Annotated in this window: 18 protein-coding genes and 6 tRNA genes; 1 reads left to right on the forward strand and 23 read right to left on the reverse strand. The window is 57.3% G+C overall.

The window, feature by feature from the left end; all coding sequences use genetic code 11:
* Window positions 1-81: 81 nt before the first annotated feature.
* The 17 genes from IDH41_RS28960 to IDH41_RS29040 form a co-directional block, all read right to left on the reverse strand.
* Window positions 82-1032, reverse strand: a complete 951-nt coding sequence (locus IDH41_RS28960) for a ribose-phosphate diphosphokinase (protein ID WP_190867442.1) — start codon at window positions 1030-1032, stop codon at window positions 82-84.
* Between the two features lie 390 nt (window positions 1033-1422).
* Window positions 1423-2109 (reverse strand): bifunctional phosphoribosyl-AMP cyclohydrolase/phosphoribosyl-ATP diphosphatase HisIE, encoded by a 687-nt coding sequence (gene hisIE, locus IDH41_RS28965; protein WP_190867444.1) that lies wholly within the window; start codon window positions 2107-2109, stop codon window positions 1423-1425.
* On the reverse strand, window positions 2106-2864 hold the full coding sequence (gene hisF, locus IDH41_RS28970) for an imidazole glycerol phosphate synthase subunit HisF (RefSeq protein WP_190867446.1): 759 nt from the start codon (window positions 2862-2864) through the stop codon (window positions 2106-2108). The genes hisIE and hisF overlap by 4 nt, the downstream gene beginning before the upstream one ends.
* A 25-nt stretch (window positions 2865-2889) precedes the next feature.
* On the reverse strand, window positions 2890-3495 hold the full coding sequence (gene hisH, locus IDH41_RS28975) for an imidazole glycerol phosphate synthase subunit HisH (protein ID WP_190867448.1): 606 nt from the start codon (window positions 3493-3495) through the stop codon (window positions 2890-2892).
* A 1-nt stretch (window position 3496) separates the two neighbouring features.
* Window positions 3497-4096, reverse strand: coding sequence for an imidazoleglycerol-phosphate dehydratase HisB (hisB, locus tag IDH41_RS28980; RefSeq protein ID WP_397328755.1), 600 nt, complete (start codon window positions 4094-4096; stop codon window positions 3497-3499).
* Window positions 4097-4136: 40 nt separating this feature from the next.
* Complete coding sequence (hisD, locus tag IDH41_RS28985) at window positions 4137-5423, reverse strand: histidinol dehydrogenase (protein ID WP_190867450.1); 1287 nt, start codon at window positions 5421-5423, stop codon at window positions 4137-4139.
* Between the two features lie 160 nt (window positions 5424-5583).
* Window positions 5584-6228 (reverse strand): ATP phosphoribosyltransferase, encoded by a 645-nt coding sequence (hisG, locus tag IDH41_RS28990; protein WP_190867452.1) that lies wholly within the window; start codon window positions 6226-6228, stop codon window positions 5584-5586.
* Window positions 6225-7448: an ATP phosphoribosyltransferase regulatory subunit gene (locus IDH41_RS28995; protein WP_190867454.1), complete on the reverse strand. Its 1224-nt coding sequence runs from the start codon at window positions 7446-7448 to the stop codon at window positions 6225-6227. The genes hisG and IDH41_RS28995 overlap by 4 nt, the downstream gene beginning before the upstream one ends.
* Before the next feature lie 210 nt (window positions 7449-7658).
* Entirely contained in the window at window positions 7659-8177 is a 519-nt protein-coding gene (locus tag IDH41_RS29000) for an acyltransferase (protein ID WP_190867456.1), read from the reverse strand.
* Window positions 8164-8835 (reverse strand): pyrophosphatase PpaX, encoded by a 672-nt coding sequence (gene ppaX / locus IDH41_RS29005; protein ID WP_190867458.1) that lies wholly within the window; start codon window positions 8833-8835, stop codon window positions 8164-8166. Before ppaX ends, IDH41_RS29000 begins: the two co-directional genes overlap by 14 nt.
* Before the next feature lie 20 nt (window positions 8836-8855).
* The gene (gene lgt, locus IDH41_RS29010) at window positions 8856-9881 is read right to left on the reverse strand and encodes a prolipoprotein diacylglyceryl transferase (RefSeq protein ID WP_190867460.1); all 1026 of its coding nucleotides are present in this window, start codon (window positions 9879-9881) and stop codon (window positions 8856-8858) included.
* A 22-nt stretch (window positions 9882-9903) separates the two neighbouring features.
* Complete coding sequence (hprK, locus tag IDH41_RS29015; RefSeq protein WP_190867462.1) at window positions 9904-10842, reverse strand: HPr(Ser) kinase/phosphatase; 939 nt, start codon at window positions 10840-10842, stop codon at window positions 9904-9906.
* Between the two features lie 122 nt (window positions 10843-10964).
* On the reverse strand, window positions 10965-12341 hold the full coding sequence (locus IDH41_RS29020; RefSeq protein ID WP_190867464.1) for a DUF4179 domain-containing protein: 1377 nt from the start codon (window positions 12339-12341) through the stop codon (window positions 10965-10967).
* Window positions 12298-12870 carry a sigma-70 family RNA polymerase sigma factor gene (locus IDH41_RS29025; protein ID WP_190867466.1) on the reverse strand — a complete coding sequence of 191 codons (573 nt, stop codon included), beginning with the start codon at window positions 12868-12870 and terminating at the stop codon, window positions 12298-12300. The genes IDH41_RS29020 and IDH41_RS29025 overlap by 44 nt, the downstream gene beginning before the upstream one ends.
* Before the next feature lie 331 nt (window positions 12871-13201).
* On the reverse strand, window positions 13202-14323 hold the full coding sequence (locus IDH41_RS29030) for an ABC transporter ATP-binding protein (protein ID WP_190867468.1): 1122 nt from the start codon (window positions 14321-14323) through the stop codon (window positions 13202-13204).
* Between the two features lie 90 nt (window positions 14324-14413).
* On the reverse strand, window positions 14414-15559 hold the full coding sequence (locus tag IDH41_RS29035; RefSeq protein WP_190867469.1) for a PucR family transcriptional regulator: 1146 nt from the start codon (window positions 15557-15559) through the stop codon (window positions 14414-14416).
* A gap of 122 nt (window positions 15560-15681) precedes the next feature.
* Entirely contained in the window at window positions 15682-16629 is a 948-nt protein-coding gene (locus tag IDH41_RS29040; RefSeq protein ID WP_190867471.1) for a glycosyltransferase family 4 protein, read from the reverse strand.
* Window positions 16630-16775: 146 nt separating this feature from the next.
* Here IDH41_RS29040 and ssuE point away from each other — a divergent pair, with 146 nt between their 5' ends.
* Complete coding sequence (gene ssuE, locus IDH41_RS29045; RefSeq protein ID WP_190867473.1) at window positions 16776-17327, forward strand: NADPH-dependent FMN reductase; 552 nt, start codon at window positions 16776-16778, stop codon at window positions 17325-17327.
* A 124-nt stretch (window positions 17328-17451) separates the two neighbouring features.
* Here ssuE and IDH41_RS29050 read toward each other — a convergent pair.
* The 6 genes from IDH41_RS29050 to IDH41_RS29075 all read right to left on the reverse strand — a co-directional run bounded on the left by IDH41_RS29050 (window position 17452) and on the right by IDH41_RS29075 (window position 17973).
* Window positions 17452-17527 (reverse strand) — tRNA-Lys (locus tag IDH41_RS29050).
* 14 nt (window positions 17528-17541) lie between these two features.
* Window positions 17542-17625: transfer RNA gene (locus IDH41_RS29055), tRNA-Tyr, on the reverse strand.
* A 4-nt stretch (window positions 17626-17629) separates the two neighbouring features.
* Window positions 17630-17705: transfer RNA gene (locus tag IDH41_RS29060), tRNA-Phe, on the reverse strand.
* Window positions 17706-17717: 12 nt separating this feature from the next.
* Window positions 17718-17794 (reverse strand) — tRNA-Asp (locus tag IDH41_RS29065).
* Between the two features lie 20 nt (window positions 17795-17814).
* Window positions 17815-17890: transfer RNA gene (locus IDH41_RS29070), tRNA-Val, on the reverse strand.
* Window positions 17891-17896: 6 nt separating this feature from the next.
* Window positions 17897-17973: transfer RNA gene (locus IDH41_RS29075), tRNA-Met, on the reverse strand.
* Window positions 17974-18277 lie beyond the last annotated feature (304 nt).

Raw genomic sequence — 18277 nt, forward strand, 5'->3', positions numbered from 1 at the left:
TCGCGGACGGCGCAAGACCGCCCGCGATTTTCCGCGGCATGACTATTCGGCTGCGCGCGTTAGCGCGCGCGCTTTGCGCTATTAGACGCCGCTGCTTTTGAACAAGGTGCTGATGGAGCCGCCCTCCAAAATAATGCGGGTCGCTTCCGCCAGCAGCGGCGCTACCGACAGCACCGTAAAGCGTTCCGGCCTCGAATCCGGCAGGCTGATGGAGTCGGTAACGATGACTTCTTTGATATTCGGATGATCCAAACGCTCAATGGCCGGGCCGGAGAACAGCGGATGCGTCGCGCATACGTAGACGTCTTCCGCGCCGCGTTCCTTCAAGCCCTCCACGACGTTGACGATCGTAGAGCCCGTGTCGATCAGGTCTTCGATAATAATGGGGGTTTGTCCTTCGACGTCGCCGATGACGTGCGTTATTACGGATTCGTTGTGCGCCGGGCGTTTCTTGATCATGATCGCGAACGACGTGTCGAGGTAGTTCGCCAGCTTCTCCGCCGTGGAAGCGCGGCCCGCGTCCGGCGATACGACGACCGGATTTTTGATGTTCTTCGATTTCAGGTAGTCGCTGATGAGGTCAAGCGCCGTCATATGGTCGACCGGAATGTTGAAGAAGCCTTGAATGGCCGGTGCATGCAGGTCGATCGTGATGACGCGGTTCGCGCCGACCGTCGTGAGAACGTCCGCCAGCATTTTCGCGGAGATCGGCTCCCGCGGCGCCGCTTTGCGTTCTTGGCGCGCATAGCCGTAATAAGGCATGATGATGTTCACCGTTCTGGCGGAAGCGCGCTTCGCCGCATCGATCATGACGAGCAACTCGACGAAATGCTCGTTGATCGGATGCGAGAACGACTGCACGAGGAAGACGTCGCAGTTCCGGATCGTCTCCTCGTAATGCACGTAGATCTCTCCGCTTTTGAACCGCGACATCTTGATCGCGCCTAGCGACATCCCAAGCTCCGCACTGATCTTCTGAGCCAATACCGGATTTGACGAACCCGAAAAAATACGCACCTTGTCGCTTAACATGATACCCTCCTGAGCGTTTAAACCAATTAATTTAACTGAACCGATGTTCTCGTCCTTGTCACATTATTCGACAAAGCTTGTGTTGTCCATTTATATTATACATTGTATTTACGATAATTCAAAAATCTATTGCCGTTAATTTTCGACAATTGCATGTCGTACGCACGGCAAATCCCGCATCGCTTGGCGCCGCTCGCTTTCGTTCGGCTCCTTGCGCCGCGGGAGGCAGGGATGAGGGGCGGATCGGATGCGGATATAGACCGAAAGGCCGATCCGCGCGCGCATCCGAGCCGCGCCCCGATAAGGGTGCGGCGGGCATGCTGTCGATGAACGACCGCGGATCGGCCTTCCCGGCGAATGATCCGGCTTTCGTCGGCCATTGCCCGCAGGCTATCTCATTTTATTCGTAGTCGGCTTGCCGTGACGGCCGTCGATTTCCCGGATCACGTCGTCCAGCGGAAGCCCTCGCTCGCGCAGCAGCACCATCAGGTGGAAAATAAGGTCGCTCGCTTCGCTGCGCAGCTCGTCGTTGTCTTTGTTTTTGGCCGCGATGATCACCTCGGACGCTTCCTCGCCGACCTTCTTCAAAATTTTGTCGACGCCTTTTTCGAACAAGTACGTCGTATACGAGCCTTCCGGACGCTCGGCGTAGCGCTGGGCGATTACGCCCTCCAGGCGGCCCAGCGTGCCGAAGCGGTCCGGCGCGGCACCGGACGCATCCGCCGCCGCGCCGCTCACCCCGATCGGATTGAAGAAGCAGGAGTATCGGCCCGTATGGCAGGCGGCTCCTTTCTGCTCTACCTTCACGAGCAGCGTGTCGCCATCGCAGTCGTAGGCCATCGATACGATGCGCTGCGTATTGCCGCTCGTTGCCCCTTTGTTCCACAGCTCGCTCCGGGAACGGCTCCAGAACCAGGTGACGCCGCTTTCGATCGACAGCCGCAGCGATTCCTCGTTCATGTACGCCATCATCAGCACCTCTTTGCTCTGCGCATCCTGCACGATGGCGGGCACGAGGCCGGCGCCGTCCCATTTCACCTTCGCGATGAGCTCCCCGCTATGCCTGTTTTCCGTCATCGCACCTCAACTCCCTTCTGCCGCAAATCGTCCTTCACTTCGCGAATCGTCATTTCTTTGTAGTGGAAAATCGTAGCCGCAAGCGCCGCGTCCGCATGCGCCAGCTCGAACACGTCGTGAAAATGCCCGATCCGCCCCGCTCCGCCGGAAGCGATGACCGGAATGCCGAGCGAATCCGATACCGCCCCGGTGAGCTTCAGGTCGAAACCGTCCTTCGTGCCGTCCGCGTCCATGCTCGTCAGCAAAATTTCCCCGGCGCCCATGCGCTCCACCTCGCGGGCCCATTCCAGCGCCTTGATGCCGGTCGATTGGCGGCCGCCGTGCGTATAGACTTCCCACTCGCCCCATTCCGCGTTGTACTTCGCGTCGATCGCGACGACGATGCACTGGGAGCCGAACTTGCGCGCCCCGTCCTTCACGAGCGTAGGATTTTTGACCGCGGCCGTATTGATGCCGATTTTGTCCGCGCCCGCGCGCAGCAGCCGCTTCATGTCGTCGACATGCGAGATGCCGCCGCCCACCGTGAAGGGGATCGTGATCTCGCCGGCCGTCCGCTTCACGACCTCGATCATCGTGGCCCGTCCTTCGACAGAGGCCGAGATGTCCAGGAAGACGAGCTCGTCGGCGCCTTCCCGGTCATACGTGGCCGCAAGCTCGACCGGATCGCCCGCGTCGCGCAGGTTAACGAAGTTCACGCCCTTCACGACGCGCCCGTCCTTCACGTCGAGGCAAGGAATGATACGTTTCGCCAGCATGTTACCCTCTCCTTCGTTCGTTTCTCTATTTCGTTAACGCCAGGAAATTGCCCAACAGCCTCATGCCGAGCTCCCCGCTTTTTTCCGGATGGAACTGCATGCCGTACACATTGCCGCGTCCGACGATCGCGGTCACCTGCTGACGGTAGTCCGTCACCGCCAGCAGGTCGCCCGCCAGCTCCGGCTTCGCGTGGAAGGAATGCACGAAGTAGACGTGGCCTTCCTCGAGCCCCTTGAACAGCGGCGACGCTTCCTGAAGGAATGTCAGCTTGTTCCACCCCATATGAGGGATTTTGTAATCGCCGCTGAACCGGATGACTTTGCCCGGCAAGATGTTCAGCCCTTCATGCGTGCCGTACTCCTCGCTCTCGCCGAAGAGCAGCTGCATCCCGAGGCAGATTCCGAGCATCGGCTTGCCCGATGCCGCGTAAAATTTCGCGACCTCGTCCAGCTTCGTGTGGCGCAAATTGTCCATCGCGTCGCCAAACGCCCCGACGCCGGGCAATATCGCGCCGTCCGCCTCCACGATCGTCCGCGGATCGGCCGTGACAACCGCCTCGCAGCCAAGACGCTCAACCGCTTTGGCTACGCTGTGCAGGTTGCCCATGCCGTAATCGATGATCGCGATCATGCTACAGCACTCCCTTCGTCGAAGGCACTCCTTGCACGCGGGGATCGATGCTCGTCGCTTCGTCAAGGGCGCGTCCAAGCGCCTTGAACACCGCTTCGATCATATGATGCGTATTTTTGCCGTAATGCACGATGACGTGCAGCGTGACGCGCGACTCCAGCGCCAGCTTCCACAGAAACTCGTGCACGAGCTCCGTCGAGAAGCTGCCGACCTGCGCGGACGGATATTCCGCGCGGTATTCGAAGTGCGGGCGGTTGCTCACGTCGATAACGACCTGCGCCAGCGCTTCGTCCATCGGCACGAACACGCTCGCGTAGCGCTTGATGCCGCGTTTGTCGCCGAGCGCCTCGCGCAGCGTCTGCCCGATGCAAATGCCGATATCCTCCACCGTGTGATGGTCGTCGATGTCGATGTCGCCGCGCGCTTCGACTTCTAGATTGAATTGTCCGTGCTTGGCGAACAGATCCAGCATATGGTTCAGGAACGGCACGTCCGTATCGAGCTTCGTCTCGCCGGTTCCGTCGACCGCAAAGGTCAGCTTAATGTCCGTTTCGTTCGTTTTGCGCGCCACCGACGCCTCGCGCACTTTGTTCTCCGCCACTTTCATTCCTTCTTCCTTTAGATAATTTCGGTTTTATGTCTCAGCCGCGTTCCTTCTCCAGCCGAATCCCGATCGCGCGGGCGTGGCCTTCAAACCCCTCGTGCCGCGCGAGCGTCATGATTTTATCGCCGTTTGCCAGCAGCGCTTCTTTGCTGTAGTAGATCAGACTCGACTTTTTCAGGAAATCGTCCACGTTCACCGGCGACGAGAAACGCGCCGTGCCGTTCGTCGGGATAATGTGGTTCGGTCCCGCGAAGTAGTCGCCAACCGGCTCGGAGCTGTACGGCCCTAGGAAAATCGCGCCCGCGTTCTGAATCAGCCCGAGCAGGCGCATCGGTTCGAGCGTCAGCACCTCGAGGTGCTCCGGCGCGAGCTGATTGACCACGTCGATGCCCGCTTCAAGCGAATCGACGAGCAATATCGCGCCGTAGCTGTCGATCGAGCTGCGTGCGATCGCTTCGCGCGGCAGCGCGGACAGCTGCCGCTCCACCTCCGCCGCGACCGCTTCCGCAAGCTGCCGCGACGGCGTAACGAGAATCGCCGATGCCATCTCGTCGTGCTCGGCCTGCGAGAGCAGATCCGCGGCTGCGTACGCGGGATCGGCCGAATCGTCGGCCAGCACGACGATTTCGCTTGGGCCGGCGATGCTGTCGATATCGACGGCGCCGAACACGGCGCGCTTCGCCAGCGCCACGTAGATGTTGCCCGGTCCGCATATTTTATCGACCGGCGCAATGGTGGCGGTGCCGTACGCAAGCGCGGCAATCGCCTGAGCTCCCCCGACCCGGTACATCTCTTTCACGCCCGCTTCCGCGGCGGCGACGAGAATATACGGGTCGATGCCCTCCTTGCCGCCGGTCGCGGGCGGCGTCACCATCACGATCTCCGGCACGCCGGCAACCTGTGCCGGAATTACGTTCATCAGCACGGACGACGGATACGCCGCCTTGCCTCCGGGCACATACACGCCGACCCGCTTCAGCGGCCGCATGATTTGCCCGAGCAGCGTCCCGTCCGGCTGCAAATCCATCCACGAGGTGCGCATCTGCTTCTCGTGGAAAGCCCGAATGTTCGCGGCCGCCTCGCGGATCGCCGCGAGGAACGCGGCGTCCACCTGCCCGTACGCCGCCTCGATCTCCCGTGGCGTCACCCGCAGCGACGCCGCGTCCAGTTTCACCCGGTCGTGCCGCTCCGTATAGCGCAGCAGCGCCGCATCCCCTTCGGCCCTTACGTCCGCGACGATCTTCAGGGCCGCTTCATTTTGCTCCGGCGTTCCGTATTCCACCTCGCGCTTCAACCCAAACTGCTCCGCTTGCATGATCCGCATCTCGCCCACTCCTTCCGATTGCTCGGCGCGCGGCCCGCTCCGTCGCAAGGCCTGCTAACGCCGCTCTAATTGCCTTTCGTTCCGTTTATAAGTTCCATCCGCCACGCTCGCTTGCCGGCTGCGCCGCTCTCCCGGTCCGGCTATCGTCCCGGAATCCCGCCTATACCCGGGCGGCCAGCGTCTCCTGCAGCCGGTCGCACAAGCTTTGAATCGCGTCGTTCTTCATCCGGTAGCTGACCCGGTTCGCGATGAGGCGGCTCGTAATGCCGAAGATGGCCTCCATCTCGACGAGGCCGTTCTCGCGCAGCGTCTGCCCCGTTTCCACCATGTCGACGATGCGGTCCGCCAGGCCGATCATCGGAGCAAGCTCGATCGAGCCGTTCAGCTTGATAACCTCTACCTGCTGCCCCTGCTCGCGGAAGTAAGCCGATGCCACGTTCGGGTACTTCGTCGCCACGCGCGGATGAATCGTCGGCTTCCAATCCGGCAGGCCGATGACCGACATCCGGCACTTGGCGATGCCGAGGTCGAGCAGCTCGTAGACGTCCTTGTTTTCCTCCATCAGCACGTCCTTGCCGACGACCCCGATATCCGCCACGCCATACTCCACGTAGGTTGGCACGTCGACCGGCTTCGCCATAATAAACTCCATGCCTGCTTCGGGCAGCTCGATGATCAGCTTGCGCGTATCGTCGAAATCGCTCGGAATCGGCAGCCCCGCCTCGCGGAACAGCTTCGACGCCTGCTTGTAAATGCGGCCTTTCGGCATCGCGACCTTCAATATTTCCTTCGCCTCTCCGCTCATGTGGCGCTGCCCCCTTTCAAGCCGTTACCGCCATACGATAATAACGCCGCATAACGAACGCCCTTATGCGTGAACGGCTCAGCCGCACCGGCCGCTGCCGGCGTCCCGGAGCGCCCGTCCGCGCGCTCCGTCACGACATTGACGCCTTGCGAGCGAAGCTCCTGCGCCTTCGCTAGCGCGGCCGTCCGGCCGGCCGCGTCGTACACGATAAGCGTGCGCTCTACCTCCGCTTCCGCTTCGTCGCCAAGCAGCTCGACGATGCGCGTCGTCTTCAAGGCGAAGCCCGTCGCCGGCGCCGGCCGTCCGAATTGGGCAAGCAAATTGTCGTAGCGGCCGCCGCTCGCGACCGGAAAACCGAGATCCGCCGCATAGGCTTCGAACGTCATACCCGTATAATAGGAGAAATCGCCGATCATCGTCAGGTCGATCAACACATACTCGCTGACGCCGTACGCCTTCAGGACGTCCCAAATCTCGCACAAATGGCGGATCGACGTCCGGGCGGTCTCGTCCGCGCTCAGCTGCAGCGCCTGATCGCATATTTCCGCTCCGCCGCGCAGGCGAAGGATGCCTTCGAGCTCGCGCTGCACCGGCACCTCGAGGGAAAGCTCACGCAGGCGCTGGCGGTAGCCGACATGATCGCGGCCGAGCAGGCAGCTCTTCAGCTGCTCCTGCGCTTCCGTATTGCCCGGCAGCGTCTCTCCGAGCAATCCGTTCAAGAAACCGACATGGCCGATCGCGATCTTGAACCGCTCCACGCCCGCCGCATTCAAGGACGCGATCGCCAGCGCGACCACTTCGGCATCGGCTTCCGCCGACGAATCGCCGACAAGCTCCACGCCCGTTTGGAAAAACTCCGCCTCGCGCCCCGCTTCCTCCTCGATCGCGCGGAACACGTTCGAATGGTACGACAGCCGCTGCGGGAAATCTTCCTGCTTCAGCAGCGACGCGACCACGCGCGCGATCGGAGCGGTCATATCGGAGCGAAGCACGAGCGTCGTCCCGCGATTGTTGAGCAGCTTGAACAGCTTCGCGTCCGACGTCGAGCTCGCCATGCCCACCGTATCGTAATATTCCATCGTCGGGGTTATAATTTGCTCATAGCCCCAGCCTTGCATGCAGGCAAGCACCTGACGTTCGATATGGCGCAGCTTCGCCACCGCGCCGGGCAAATAATCTTTCACGCCGATCGGTTTTTCGAACCCCTTCGGTTTGGACATTCGTCATCACCTTCAATTGCTTTAATATATTAAAGTGCTACCATGTTACCATACTAACAAATTAAAGATTTAGTCGTAATATTAGCATGAACGTCTCGGTTCCGTCAAGCGGTTCGCGCCATTCTTCGCTCACAAAGAAAGCCTCACCCGGTGCCATGCACGATACCGGATGAGGCTGCCCTTGCCTATATATGATGCTGCGGCTCGCCGCTAATCCCGCCCGTCCCGTGCGGAAGACGCCGACGCGGCATCCCGCTTGATCTCCCGCATCGGATTGCCGCCTACGAAGGCGTGCGCCGGGACGTCTTTGTGCACGAGCGATCCGGCCGCCACCACCGCATGGTCGCCGATCGTTACGCCCGGCAGAATCGTCGAATTGGCGCCGATCATAACGTTCGAACCGATGTTGACGCCGCCGATTCGGTATTCTCGTATCAAATATTCATGCGTCAAAATCGTTGTATTATATCCGATAATCGAATTATGGCCAACCGCAATGCGCTCGGGAAAGAATACGTCGACCATCACCATCAAGGCGAAGGCGGTATGCTCGCCGACCTTCATCCCGAGAATGCGCCGGTAAATCCAATTTTTGAGCGGAAGGCTCGGGCAATAGCGCGCCAGCTGGATAAAAACGAAATTGCGCACCGCCTTGGCGCGGCTCACCGTCGAATATACCTGCCACAGCGCATTCGGTCCTTCAACCGGATATCGTTCAACCTTTCGCAAGCGTCTCCCGCTCCATTCCGACGAACGAATAGAGGTCGCGCATATCGTGAATGACGTGATGCGCGCCCGCTTCCTTCAGCTTCTGCTCGCCCTTGAGCGACCAGGCCACGCCAACCGCGATCGTCCCCGCCGCGATGGCCGACTGAATGTCGACCATGCTGTCGCCGACCATGACCGTCGTCTTCGGATCCGCGCCGAGCAGCTCGACCGCTTTGCTTACCGGCTCCGCATGCGGCTTCGGGTTAACGACGTCGTCGATCGTCACGATCGCGTCCACGTAATCGAACAAACCGACGAACTTCAAGCCGCGTTCGGTCGTCAGTCTCATTTTGGTCGTGACGACCCCGATCTGAATGCCGTTGTTATGCAACTTGGCAATGACCTCGTTGACGTAATCGAACGGCTTCACGTACTCGTCATGCAGGCGAAGGTTGACTTCGCGGTATGCCGCGACCAAATGATCGACGTTGTCCAGTCCCGAGAACAGCTTCATTTGATCGGTCAACGGATTGCCCATGCTCGGAATGATATGGTCCCGTCCGAAATCCTCCGGCACGTATCCTTTCAAGGATTCTATGAACGAGCGAATGATCAGCTCATTGGTGTCGATAATCGTGCCGTCCAAATCGAACAGCATCGTTTTGATTTTGCCCGTCATCGTCCGAAAAACCTCCTGAATTACTTATTCCCTCTGTCAGGCCCCGCTTCGCTTTCCTTCGCTTTCTTGCTTGCGGAGTCGGCCGCTTCGCCTGCGCCGGCCTTCTTGCCGTTGTTATCGACGTTTCGCTCCGGCTTGCTCGTGACGATCGGGTCGTTGTAATGCGCGGAAGCGTGTCCCGTCCTTCTGCGAACGATAATGAGGACGATCGCCCCGATAATGAGCAGCAGGGCAAGCGCCTGCGAGATGCGGATGTTGCCGTACGACGGATCCAAATACCCCTGCATGAACACGAGCTCCATCGGCGTCCATAGCGCGTTGATGAAGGAAGCGAGCCACGACGGCCCGATGAACGCCAAGCTGTCGGTGCGAAGCGCTTCGATGAAAAACCGGCCTAACGAATACCAGATTACATAGCTGGCCACAAGCTCGCCCGCGCGCAGGAAGCGCTGCCTGCGCAGGATGAACAGAATGACGAGGCCGACCAGGCTCCATAACGATTCGTACAGAAACGCCGGATGGCGATAAGCGCCGTTGATCAGCATCTGTTCCACGATAAAGTTCGGCAGGTGAAGCGTATCCCGCAGGAACGCCTCGGTCGTCTCCCCGCCGTAAGCTTCCTGGTTCATGAAGTTGCCCCAGCGGCCGATCATTTGTCCGGCCAGAAGCGACGGCGCGCAAATGTCGACCATCCGCCAGAAATTGTAGCCTTTATAGCGGAAGTAGAAGAAGCCGCATATGAAAGCGCCGATGAGGGCGCCGTAGATGGCGATGCCGCCCTCCCATATTTTGAACACGTCCAGGAAACGTCCTTTATAATCTTCCCACATGAACGCGACATAATAAATTCGCGCTCCGATGATGGCGGAAGGAACCCCGAGCAGCAGCAGGTCCATGAAGAAGTCCGGCTTGATGCCGAACCGCTTCCCCTCCTGCACGGCGAGCAGCAAGCCGACCAGGGCGGCGGTCCCCAGAATAATGCCGTACCAATGCACTTCAATCGAACCGAGCGTGAAGGCAATCGGATTCAAAATCAATGTCTTCATCTATTTCTATCCCCTTTTTGGTTCAATCGTAATCGTCCATATCGTCCGCGATCGTCTCGGTCAGCTTGTTCGTAAATTGCAATGCGGCATTGTAGCCCATCCGCTTGAGCCGGAAGTTCATGGCCGCGACCTCGATAATGACCGCCAAGTTCCGCCCCGGGCGAACGGGAACCGTGACAAGCGGAATATCCGTTTCGATGATGCGCGTCGTCTCCTCGTCTAAGCCGAGCCGGTCATACTGCTTATCCTGCTGCCAGTTCTCCAGCTTGATGACCAGTCCGATCCGCTTCTGCGAGCGCACCGCCCCGGCTCCGAATAACGTCATCACGTTAATGATCCCGAGGCCCCGAATTTCGAGCAAATGACGAATGAGCTCCGGCGCGCTGCCGTGCAGCTGCCCGTCCGACGTTTGCCGGATTTCGACTGCGTCGTCCGCGACGAGCCGATGGCTGCGCTTCACAAGCTCGAGCGCCGTTTCGCTTTTGCCGATGCCGCTTCCGCCGGTGATGAGCATGCCCACCCCGTAGACGTCGACGAGCACTCCGTGGATCGTAGCGGTCGGCGCCAGCTTCCGCTCCAGGAAGTCGGTAATGCGGCTGGATAGAATCGTCGTCGCCGTATTGCTGCGCAGCACCGGAATATTCGTCTCGTTCGATTGGTCGATTAACTCCTGGGGGGCGTCGAGTCCCCTCGTCAAAATAATGCAAGGCGTTTCTTCGTTGCATAGCCGGGCCATCCGGCTTTTGCGCTCTTCGCTGTCGAGCATGTTCAAGAACGAGATTTCCGTCCGTCCGAGAAGCTGCACGCGTTCGCTCGGAAAATAATGGAAATAACCAGCCATCTCCAAGCCCGGACGATACAGATCGTCGACGGTAACCGCGCGCTTCAGCCCGTCTTCGCCGGCAACGATTTCGAGCTGGAAATGCTGGACGAGCTCGGAAACCTTCACTTTTTTAGCCATCGTACGGCCTCCCTCATATGGCAACTGCATGCTGCGTATATATGTATGTTTTTTCCCAATGTCTTCATCGTAAAGGAAAAAGGCGCCGAACGCAACGTTTCAACGCTGCCCGGCGCCTTCAGTCATTTTATCGGGACGCTGACCTCTTGCAGCGCATAACCCGGATATTGCTTGATGTCGAAAGTTAACGGCTGTTTGTAGTCCGCCTTCGGGATGAAATAATAGATCAGGTGCGTGGAGCCGGTTTCGGTATTTCTGATCGATCTCTTAATGCCGTCGCGGTCCAGCAGCCGGTGCGTTTGGCCTGAAGCGTCCTTGAACGCTCCTTTGTGTTTGAATAAGTCGTAGCCGAGCTTCGTCTCGGTTTCGTTCAATCCGTCGACGAGAATCGTAAGCTTGAGGCTATCGCCGACGTCTTCGACTTCCTCCAGCCTCATTCGGCCATCCGGCGTACGGAGCGTCGCCAAGCGATCCGTATTTATCACAAATGTCTTGTTTCGCTCCGACAGAAGCAAGCCGTCCGCGACCAGCGTAAGGCGCTTGGGCTTCTCGAAATAGCTGCTCTGGAACAGATAGGTGATCTTTCCGTCCAGCTCGCCGAGCCCGCCCCTTGACGTATACTTCCGTCCCATTTCGTCCACAAGGGCGATATCGATAAGCAGATTCGAACGTTTCGCGTTCGCCGAGTCGCTCTCGATCGTCAGCTTCACCTGAAGCGGAGTAATGATCGCGTCGGTAACGGTGAACCGCTGCCCGGCGATGGCGAAGGATCGATCGACCCGGATCGTGTCGGACATCCCGCTGAACCGTTCATGCTCGACCGGGAACGCTACCTCCAGCCATTGGTCTCCGAGCCGGGCGGCGAATCGGATCCTCTCCGGGATCGGGATTCCTTCTCCCATCACCACGTCGACGTAATTATGGATGATAGGCTTAGCCTCGCTCTCGTCCCCGCCCGGAAAAAACGAGGTGGATATACCGCCTATCACGTCTTTGCCTCCGCCGTCCATCAGCTTGAAATCTCTAATCTCCGACTGATCGGTAATGCCCGGTCCTTCGCCCGTATATAAAATGATAAGCCTTCCCTCATCGGCAAGAATGCCTTCCACCGTCAGTTTGTACCCGTTCTTCTCGTCGCTCGCGTTCACCGGCTGTATAAACTCGTTATTAACGGCCGATAACAACGACTTGTCACCCTCGATCAGCTCGACAAACCCGCCGAGTCCCGGTATGTCTCTCACGATCGACGCGAAAGCGGGGGATACCTTGACGAAAGCCGTGAGCAGCAGCAGCATGCTCATCGCCGCCGCGAGCGTTCCGATTCCGATTTTCCCCCGTCTCCCCCGGATCGCGCGGCTCCGCCCCATGGAGAGTCCATTCCGAATAGCCGTATCCAGCGCTTCCTCCGGCAATTGCAGCAGCTCGCGCTCCGTTCGCTCGCGATCGGCCCGCAAGCTACGTTCGTTTCGTTCCGTATTCGCTTCCTCTCCAGCCATCATTCCGTTCCCCTCCTTCCAGCATCGTCGCGTCGGCCCTTAACGTCTTGAGCGCCTTATTCAGCCACGTCCGGATCGTGCCTTCCGGCTTTTCCAGCAGCTTCGCGATATCCGTAATCGTCATATCCCGATAATACTTTAGCGTCACGACCATCCGGTACTTCGGCGGAAGCAGCTGCACCTGTGCCGCGATGTCCAGCCGCTCGGCCGCGTCATCCGCTTGCCCGAGCCGCTCCCGACGGCCTATGTCGCGTTCCAACGGCCATTCTCTCTGCCGTTTCTTTCGGGCGTCGAGGCAAACCCTGATCAGAATGCGGATCATCCACGTCGAAAAAAATTGCGGCTCGCGCAGCGTTCGCCTCTTCACCCATACGCGGCACACCGTCTCCTGCACCGCTTCCAGCGCGTCGTCCTCGTTGCGCATATACGAATAAGCAATGGCGTATAATTGCTGTTTATCCATCTCGATACGCTGCAGCAAAGCCGTCTCGTCTCCCTTGATCGCGGCCGAAGCATATTCGTCTTTCTCCATGTCCAGCCTCCCCGCCCTTTCGACGCGCTTTGTTCCTATTAGACGCCCGATTCGCCGAAACGGTTTTTCCTTTATAATAAAAAAAGAGCCCAAAAGCGATGAGCGCTTGAGCTCCTCCTCTAACTTTCGACAATACTCTTGAACGATAGACTCCCTGATTATAAATCGATAGGCCTGTATACTTCAATCTAATGAACGTTAATCTAACGACTTTGTTGCGGACTTGCATAAAAAGAAATCGAGAACGTCCGGGATGCGCATCCGTTTCCCGAGCAATCAAAAAAAACCGCCGGCATCTACCGGCGGTTCTTTCCTAAAATTAGGATGGAAATTAGTTCTCGAAAATGTTCAGTTCGGATTCTTTGTCGAACAGGTGAACCTTGTTCATGTCGAGGGCAAGCTTCACGCTTACGCCGTCACGAACGCCGGAACGGCCGTCAACGCGCGCGATAACCGTGTCAGTGCCAATGCCGTTCAGGTACAGGTACATTTCGTGACCAAGGTTCTCGGCAACCTCAACGTTCGCGTTAACGATCGTTTGAGGGGAAGCTTCCAGGAATACCGGCTCTTCGTGAAGGTCTTCCGGGCGAATGCCGAGGATGACCTCTTTGCCGATGTAGCCTTTCGAACGAAGCGTAGCCGCTTTGCCTTCAGGAACGACAACGTCCACGCCGCTAGCTTTAAAGCGAACAGTGCCGCCTTGCTCAGTAAGCGATCCGCTTACGAAGTTCATGGAAGGAGCGCCGATGAAGCCTGCAACGAAAATGTTAACCGGGTGGTTGTAAAGCTCTTCCGGGGAAGCCGTTTGTTGAATGAAGCCGTCCTTCATAACAACGATACGGTCGCCCATCGTCATGGCCTCGATCTGGTCATGCGTTACGTAGATCGTCGTCGTTTCAAGACGTTTCGTCAGCTTGGAAATTTCCGCGCGCATCTGACCGCGAAGCTTCGCGTCCAAGTTGGAGAGCGGCTCATCCATCAAGAATACTTGCGGTTCGCGTACGATCGCGCGTCCCAATGCGACACGTTGGCGCTGACCGCCGGAAAGCGCTTTTGGTTTGCGGTCAAGCAAATGCTCGATATCAAGAATTTTAGCAGCTTCACGAACGCGCTTGTCGATGTCTGCTTTTTTGAATTTGCGAAGTTTAAGGCCGAAAGCCATGTTTTGGTAAACGTTCATGTGCGGGTACAACGCGTAGGATTGGAATACCATCGCGATGTCGCGGTCTTTCGGAGCCACGTCGTTCACGAGGCGGTCGCCGATGAACAATTTGCCTTCAGAAATTTCTTCGAGTCCTGCAATCATACGAAGAGTTGTCGATTTACCGCAGCCGGATGGACCTACCAATACGAGAAACTCTTTATCCTTGATGTCCAAGTTTACGTCGGTTACCGATGCTTTGTCCGAACCCGGGTATTTTTTGTAAATGCCTTCTAAACGTACGCCTGCCATGATCATTTTCCCCCTAAGAAAGAAATTTCGATATGCCTATATCTTATCCCACGCAAGCGCTTGTGACTATGCACATACTTTACAAAAAAACTAATTCCTTTTCGTAACTTTGTACAATAGTAATATAATTTTCACCAAAACGGCGTCCCGGAACTGCCGCACGTCGAGTCCTGTTTCCTGTTTGAGCTTGTCCAGCCGATATAATAGCGTATTTCGATGAATATAGAGCTTTTTGGCCGTCTCGCTCACGTTGCAATCGAGCGCGAAGAAGGTTTCGATCGTGCTCAGCATCTCCGATTCGACGAAAAAATCGGCTCGTTTCAGCGATTGCTCCAAATATTTGGTTCGCTGCGTCTCCGGAATGGCGTTTAGCAGCCGCTCCAGCTGGAGCATCCATGGCAAATGAATATTCGTGCCGACATGAAACTTACGGCCAAGGTTCAGCGTCTCGCGAAGCAGAATCGTCGTCTCGACCATCCCTTTGGCCGGAACGGCCGGATAGGCGACGGCCAGATGGCATTCCCCGATCCATTCGCTCGCCAGCATTTCGTGCAACCCTGAGCCGATGGAAGCGAGGCTGTCCTCCAGGGACTCGTCCTCCTGCTCCTCGAACGCTTCCGCGTCTTCGTCCCTCAGCAGCGAGGCGGAGCCCCAGATGAGCCATTCCTGGCTCTTGAGCGGGATAAGCAGCACGTCGTCCGACAGGAAGGAGCGAAGCAGCTTTTCGAGCTCGGCGTATGTGCCTTGTTTCGTATTCGTTTGCTCGGTAACGAGCAGGAAAGGGATCATTTCGTTAAACAGCCGGCTGCCCGTCGTCAGATGATCGGGCAAGGAATACGCCGGTTCGTCGGATTCAAGCTGCTTCTGGATCCATTCGCTAAGCTTCAAGGCGCTTCGCTCCGTCTCGGATTGCGCGGTGCCCGCTTTCTCGGTGACCGGCTCCCGGTTCAACTGAAGCGTCCAGCTGATCAGCTCCTTCTCCGAGGTTTGGAGCGACGGCTTGTCGATTTCGATCAACTCGACGGAAGCGTCGGCGCTTGCAATGACGATCGACGTCTTCCCGGCCTTTTCCGCGCGCGCGCCTTCTGCGGGTATAGAGGAGGCCGTCTTGTCTCCGAGCCACACGGCATCGGCGTCCTTGATCAAGTCGTGCCAATCCGCAAGCGATTTCGTAACGAGATGTACCGGACAATTCAAAATGTGCTGCAGCGGCTTCAACCAGTCTGTCGTGCTCATTTCGCAGGTCTCCAATCTCCACAAGCGTTATCGGCTGATACCGCCTATAGGCGGAACGAATGACGATTCGCAGCTATAAAAACGCTTTTTTTCGTCATTGTACCATAAAGAGACGTTCCGGTTCAGCCCACCGCAAGCAAAAGTATGATCGACAGCAGCGCGAACAGAGCCGCGATCAAATACATGAAGGAGACGGTTTGAACTTGGTTTAAGCCCCATTTCATCAACGTATGATGCGTGTGCAGCTTGTCCGCCCGGTGCAGGCCCTTGCCGCTGATCAATCTGCGCAGCATGACGTAAGCGGTGTCCAGAATAGGAAGTCCGAGCGCGAGCAGCGGGACGAGCACCGTGAGGAACGTCGCTCGTTTGAAGGCCCCGTCGACGGCAATGACCGCAAGCGTGTAGCCGAGAAACGTCGCGCCCGCGTCGCCCATGAAAATTCTCGCAGGGTAGAAGTTGTGCGCGAGAAACCCGATGGATACGCCCGCTACGATAACGGCCAGAATGGCCGAATCCGGCTGTCCCTTAATCAAGGCGGCCGCCAGCAGCGTCAGCGAAGACAACGTGCTCACTCCGGATGCAAGCCCGTCTACGCCGTCTATAAAATTGAACATGTTGATCAGCGCGAATACCCACAACATCGTCGTCAGCCAGGAGAACCAATCGGGAAACGAATGGAACAGGCCGTCAAACGGACTTGCGATGCCGGCGATCTTAATTTGGAACAAGCTCGGAATCGATGCCGCACCCATATAGAGAAGGACCCGAGGCCATACGGGAAAGTCCTTCCCCTTCGACTTTGCCGCATCGTCCAGCAAGCCGACGCAGACGAGCACGAATCCTCCGGCGGCGATCGTGCCGGTTAGCGGCGTAAAGCCGATGAACAGGAGCATGACGAGAACGCATCCGGCAAAAATAGCCGCTCCCCCCATCAAAGGAACCGGCTTTTTATGTATTTTGCGGGTCGTCGGCCGATCGACGAAGCCAAGGCGCAGGGCAAGCCTCCGGAGCGGCGGCACGCTTGCGAACACGAATGCGAAGCTGATCAATCCCGCGATGACATACATCATAGCAACTACCCCTTTTTTATGTCTGATTTATATACATTGTTCCCTTATCTCGTTAAAATACAAGAAACCCGCCTCTTCGGATTGACCCGATTAACCTTTCATGGTACGATGATCCAAAATTTTCAATAAAAAAGAGGAGTGCCATTATGTCAAAAATCATTATTATATCCGGTAGCCCGAATGCTTCATCCCGGCTAAATGGAATGATACAGTTCGTGCAGCAGAAGCTTGCGGAGCGCAACCTTTCTCCCGAGCTGATCACGGTCGTCTCCCTCCCCGCCGAGGACCTCGTGCAAGCAAACTTTAACAGTCCCGCCATACTCGCGGCTAACGCCTTGGTCGATTCCGCCGATGCGGTCGTAATCGCGAGTCCCGTATATAAAGCGTCCTTCACGGGCGTGCTGAAAGCATACCTGGATCTGCTGCCGCAGAAGGGACTCGACGGCAAAATCATCGCTCCCCTGTTCATCGGCGGCACGATCGCCCATATGCTCTCCATCGATTATTCCCTTAAGCCGGTGCTTGCTTCCATGGGCGCCAAACATTACGTCAGCGGCGTATATGCCGTAGACGCTCAAATCAACCGTACGCAGGGAGCGGACGGCGAACTACACTTCGACCTGAGCGAAGACCTGATTCTTCGTCTTGGCGATTCGGTGGGCGAGCTGGTACGCGAGCTCGAAATTCGCGCCAAATAACAAATAAAGGAGTACCCGCCGTCGCGACGATGCGTACGGGCGGATACTCCTTTTTAAATTGCTGAAAGTCATATAAACAAAAAAACCGAAAATCCTCGGATCCTCGATTGCATTTGCTTTAAAATGGTGAGCCATGTAGGACTCGAACCTACGACACCCTGATTAAAAGTCAGGTGCTCTACCAACTGAGCTAATGGCTCTCATTCATATGAAGTGGTGGAGGGCGATGGATTCGAACCACCGAACCGTGAGGAAGAGATTTACAGTCTCCCGCGTTTGGCCACTTCGCTAGCCCTCCGTAATGGTGGCTCGGGACGGAATCGAACCGCCGACACGAGGATTTTCAGTCCTCTGCTCTACCGACTGAGCTACCGAGCCTGATGATTTGAATGGCGGAGCTGACGGGATTCGAACCCGCGGTCTCCTGCGTGACAGGCAGGCATGTTAGGCCTCTACACCACAGCTCCAAAATTCCCTATAAAGTTCATGGTGGAGGATGACGGGATCGAACCGCCGACCCTCTGCTTGTAAGGCAGATGCTCTCCCAGCTGAGCTAATCCTCCAGGTTATGGTAGCGGCGAAGGGGATCGAACCCCCGACCTCACGGGTATGAACCGTACGCTCTAGCCAGCTGAGCTACACCGCCACGCTTGTCCCCCGAATCTTGTCGCTTGCAGCGATCGGGGACGCTGCAAGATCAGGTTTAGACATCGCCAAATGTCTTCGCATTATTGTTATATCATCCGCGCTTGGCAGCTTCTACAACAAGTTTTGCGCCCTGAAAACTGGATACGAAAGTTTAAGCTGCTGCATTCCTTTGTTTCTTTGGGGCCCCCGCAAAGTATTCGGAATACTCCTCGAAGCCTAAGCTTCACTTTGTGGGGTACTTTTAGGATAAGCCCTCGACCGATTAGTATTCGTCAGCTGCACGCATTGCTGCGCTTCCACCC

It is taken from the genome of Paenibacillus arenilitoris, assembly GCF_014705655.1.
Classification (GTDB): domain Bacteria; phylum Bacillota; class Bacilli; order Paenibacillales; family Paenibacillaceae; genus Pristimantibacillus; species Pristimantibacillus arenilitoris.

Excerpts from the sequence above, each read along its gene's own strand:
- IDH41_RS28960 (WP_190867442.1), bottom strand. The coding sequence starts at position 1,032 with ATGTTAAGCGACAAGGTGCGTATTTTTTCGGGTTCGTCAAATCCGGTA.
- hisIE (WP_190867444.1), bottom strand. The coding sequence starts at position 2,109 with ATGACGGAAAACAGGCATAGCGGGGAGCTCATCGCGAAGGTGAAATGG.
- hisF (WP_190867446.1), bottom strand. The coding sequence starts at position 2,864 with ATGCTGGCGAAACGTATCATTCCTTGCCTCGACGTGAAGGACGGGCGC.
- hisH (WP_190867448.1), bottom strand. The coding sequence starts at position 3,495 with ATGATCGCGATCATCGATTACGGCATGGGCAACCTGCACAGCGTAGCC.
- hisD (WP_190867450.1), bottom strand. The coding sequence starts at position 5,423 with ATGCGGATCATGCAAGCGGAGCAGTTTGGGTTGAAGCGCGAGGTGGAA.
- hisG (WP_190867452.1), bottom strand. The coding sequence starts at position 6,228 with ATGAGCGGAGAGGCGAAGGAAATATTGAAGGTCGCGATGCCGAAAGGC.
- IDH41_RS28995 (WP_190867454.1), bottom strand. The coding sequence starts at position 7,448 with ATGTCCAAACCGAAGGGGTTCGAAAAACCGATCGGCGTGAAAGATTAT.
- ppaX (WP_190867458.1), bottom strand. The coding sequence starts at position 8,835 with ATGACGGGCAAAATCAAAACGATGCTGTTCGATTTGGACGGCACGATT.
- lgt (WP_190867460.1), bottom strand. The coding sequence starts at position 9,881 with ATGAAGACATTGATTTTGAATCCGATTGCCTTCACGCTCGGTTCGATT.
- hprK (WP_190867462.1), bottom strand. The coding sequence starts at position 10,842 with ATGGCTAAAAAAGTGAAGGTTTCCGAGCTCGTCCAGCATTTCCAGCTC.
- IDH41_RS29020 (WP_190867464.1), bottom strand. The coding sequence starts at position 12,341 with ATGATGGCTGGAGAGGAAGCGAATACGGAACGAAACGAACGTAGCTTG.
- IDH41_RS29025 (WP_190867466.1), bottom strand. The coding sequence starts at position 12,870 with ATGGAGAAAGACGAATATGCTTCGGCCGCGATCAAGGGAGACGAGACG.
- IDH41_RS29030 (WP_190867468.1), bottom strand. The coding sequence starts at position 14,323 with ATGGCAGGCGTACGTTTAGAAGGCATTTACAAAAAATACCCGGGTTCG.
- IDH41_RS29035 (WP_190867469.1), bottom strand. The coding sequence starts at position 15,559 with ATGAGCACGACAGACTGGTTGAAGCCGCTGCAGCACATTTTGAATTGT.
- IDH41_RS29040 (WP_190867471.1), bottom strand. The coding sequence starts at position 16,629 with ATGATGTATGTCATCGCGGGATTGATCAGCTTCGCATTCGTGTTCGCA.
- ssuE (WP_190867473.1), top strand. The coding sequence starts at position 16,776 with ATGTCAAAAATCATTATTATATCCGGTAGCCCGAATGCTTCATCCCGG.